The organism is Haloarcula sp. Atlit-47R (assembly GCF_003665985.1).
GTDB lineage: Archaea > Halobacteriota > Halobacteria > Halobacteriales > Haloarculaceae > Haloarcula > Haloarcula taiwanensis.
In genome coordinates this window covers 1-458 of sequence record NZ_QPLQ01000067.1, presented here as the reverse complement: position 1 = coordinate 458, position 458 = coordinate 1, and the positions used below count along the sequence as shown (strand labels likewise).

The window sequence follows — 458 nt, the reverse complement described above, 5'->3', positions numbered from 1 at the left end:
ACGTCTTCGTCCGCGATATCGACAACCCGAAAGGCCGCGAACTCCGCGAGATGCTGAACACGCAGGACTTCGTGTTCGCACCCGGCATGTACCATGCTCTCGACGCGCGGCTCGCCGAGATGACCGGCCACGACGCTGCCTACATGTCCGGGTATTCGACCGTCCTCGGGCAGTTCGGCTTCCCGGACCTGGAGATGGTCACGATGACCGAAATGGTCGAGAATGCAAAGCGCATGGTCGAGGCGACGAACCTCCCTATCATCGCCGACTGTGACACGGGCTACGGCGGCATCCACAACGTCCGTCGCGCCGTCCGCGAGTACGAGAAGGCCGGTGTCGCCGCCATCCACATCGAAGACCAGACGACGCCGAAGCGCTGTGGCCACATCGCGGGCAAGCAAATCATCTCCCGCGAGAAGGCTCGCGCCCGCTTCGAGGCGGCCGTCGACGCCAAGCAG

General features: G+C 64.2%; 1 pseudogene. It reads left to right on the top strand.

The annotated features are described in order from the left end of the window. Window positions 1-458 (top strand): annotated as a pseudogene (gene aceA, locus DVK00_RS20900) (isocitrate lyase); the annotation flags it as partial.